This window comes from bacterium, from assembly GCA_024224155.1.
GTDB lineage: Bacteria > Acidobacteriota > Thermoanaerobaculia > Multivoradales > JAHEKO01 > CALZIK01.
Window position 1 is genome coordinate 1 of the sequence record JAAENP010000278.1, and the last position, 1,766, is coordinate 1,766.

The window sequence follows — 1,766 nt, forward strand, 5'->3', positions numbered from 1 at the left end:
AGTACGACGCGACCTCGGCGAGCATGATTGGACTCTTGAAGTACGGCAGCGGGCTGCCCTTCAACCGACTGGAAAGGCTGGAAGGAAATCTCGGGATTCCTCTTCCAGCCTCGACCCAGTGGGGCATCGTCAGAGATGCTGTCGGGATCCTCGCTGTCGGCTCGGACGAACTGATCCGACTGGCGGCACAGGGGGATGTCCTCTACAACGACGATACCTCGACAAAAATCCTTCAGCTGCTCAAAGAGAACCAGCGCATCGAGCAGGAGAACTCGAAGGAGCGTACTGGGATCTTCACCACTGCCATCGTGGCGACCTGCGCCGAACACAAAATCGCTGTGTTCCTCACCGGGCGCCAGCACGCCGGGGAAAACCTGAAGGATGTGCTCCAGCACCGGGCGTCGGAGCTCGAGGTACCGATCCAGATGTGCGACGGGCTTTCACGCAATGTACCGAAGGACTTCGCGACGATCCTGGCCAATTGCATGTCTCACGCTCGCCGGAAGTTCGTGGAAGTGGTGGATCGCTTTCCTGAAGAATGCCGTTACGTGCTCGAGTCCTTGCGTCAGGTCTACCGGCACGATGCCATCGCCCGCAAGGAGGAGATGCCGCCCGACAGGCGGCTGCGCTTCCATCAAGATCACTCGGCCGAAATCATGGAGGCACTCAAGTCCTGGATGAACGAGCAGCTGGACCAGAAGAAGGTCGAGCCGAATTCCGCCCTTGGAGGAGCGTTGTCCTACATGCTGAACCGGTGGGACAAACTCACCCTCTTTCTGCGTAAACCCGGTGCGCCGCTGGACAACAACATCTGCGAACGAGCGCTGAAGAAGGCCATCCTCCATCGCAAGAACGCGCTGTTTTACAAGACCGAGAACGGCGCTCGCGTCGGCGACATTTTCATGAGCCTGATCTACACCGCGGAGCTTTCAGGAGTCAATCCGTTCGACTATCTCACCGAGCTCCTGAAGCACCCCGAAGAGCTGCGGCGCAGCCCTCGCGAGTGGATGCCCTGGAACTACCAGATTGCCGCTACAGTCGCCGACGCCGCGACCGCTCGGTCCTGACGACCGAGCCTGTCCGCCGCTCTAAACCTGCCCCACCAACGAACCAGGGTCGATCCGGACGCCGGGCGCCGCTCGTGCTCCAGCCCGGCGGTCTCGCCGACCTCTCCGTCGATGGCGGCGCGTAGATGCGTCCGCCAAGGCCGCGAGCGTCAAAAATTTCGGCCTTGCGCACGCTTGCCGCAAGGACACCAACACTCCTGTAGAATCACCTGGCCATGGCCGGAAAGACGCCGAGTGCCGCCGCCACAGAATGGCAGGAGAGGTTGGAATTCCTGCTCAAGGAAGAAGCCTGCCTCGCGGATCCGGCCCAGAAGTGCCATATCCGAGAGCTGATCGAAGCGGCGGCGGACAAGGTCCGGGAGCACCAGGCCGCACCACACCTGCTCTCACCACCGCGCGATGCTGAGAGCAAACGCCAAGCCCGGAAGCTCGAAGCGCTCTACGACCGCAAAATGGACCTCGCCCTCGTCGGAGAAGATGTCACCGCCGTCACCAGAGAGATCAACGACGTCCGCCGCTTCCTGCACCGTGGGCCGCTCCTCCACCCCGGCGACTTCCTCGCGGACGGCCGCTTCAAACTTGGTCAAATCGCCGGCCAAGGAGGCTTCGCCACCGTCTGGCAGGCCGCGGACCGCGACGAAGGTCGTGTCGTAGCTCTAAAGGTTCTGCATCCACACCACGGTCAAGACTTGAGCCGCC

2 protein-coding genes are annotated in these 1,766 nt (G+C 61.8%); both read left to right on the forward strand.

The window, feature by feature from the left end; all coding sequences use genetic code 11:
* The coding region (locus GY769_14425; protein MCP4203114.1) for an IS66 family transposase at positions 1-1,067 on the forward strand (1,067 nt) is incomplete at its 5' end.
* A gap of 215 nt (positions 1,068-1,282) precedes the next feature.
* Positions 1,283-1,766: hypothetical protein (locus GY769_14430; protein MCP4203115.1), on the forward strand; the 484-nt coding region annotated here is incomplete at its 3' end.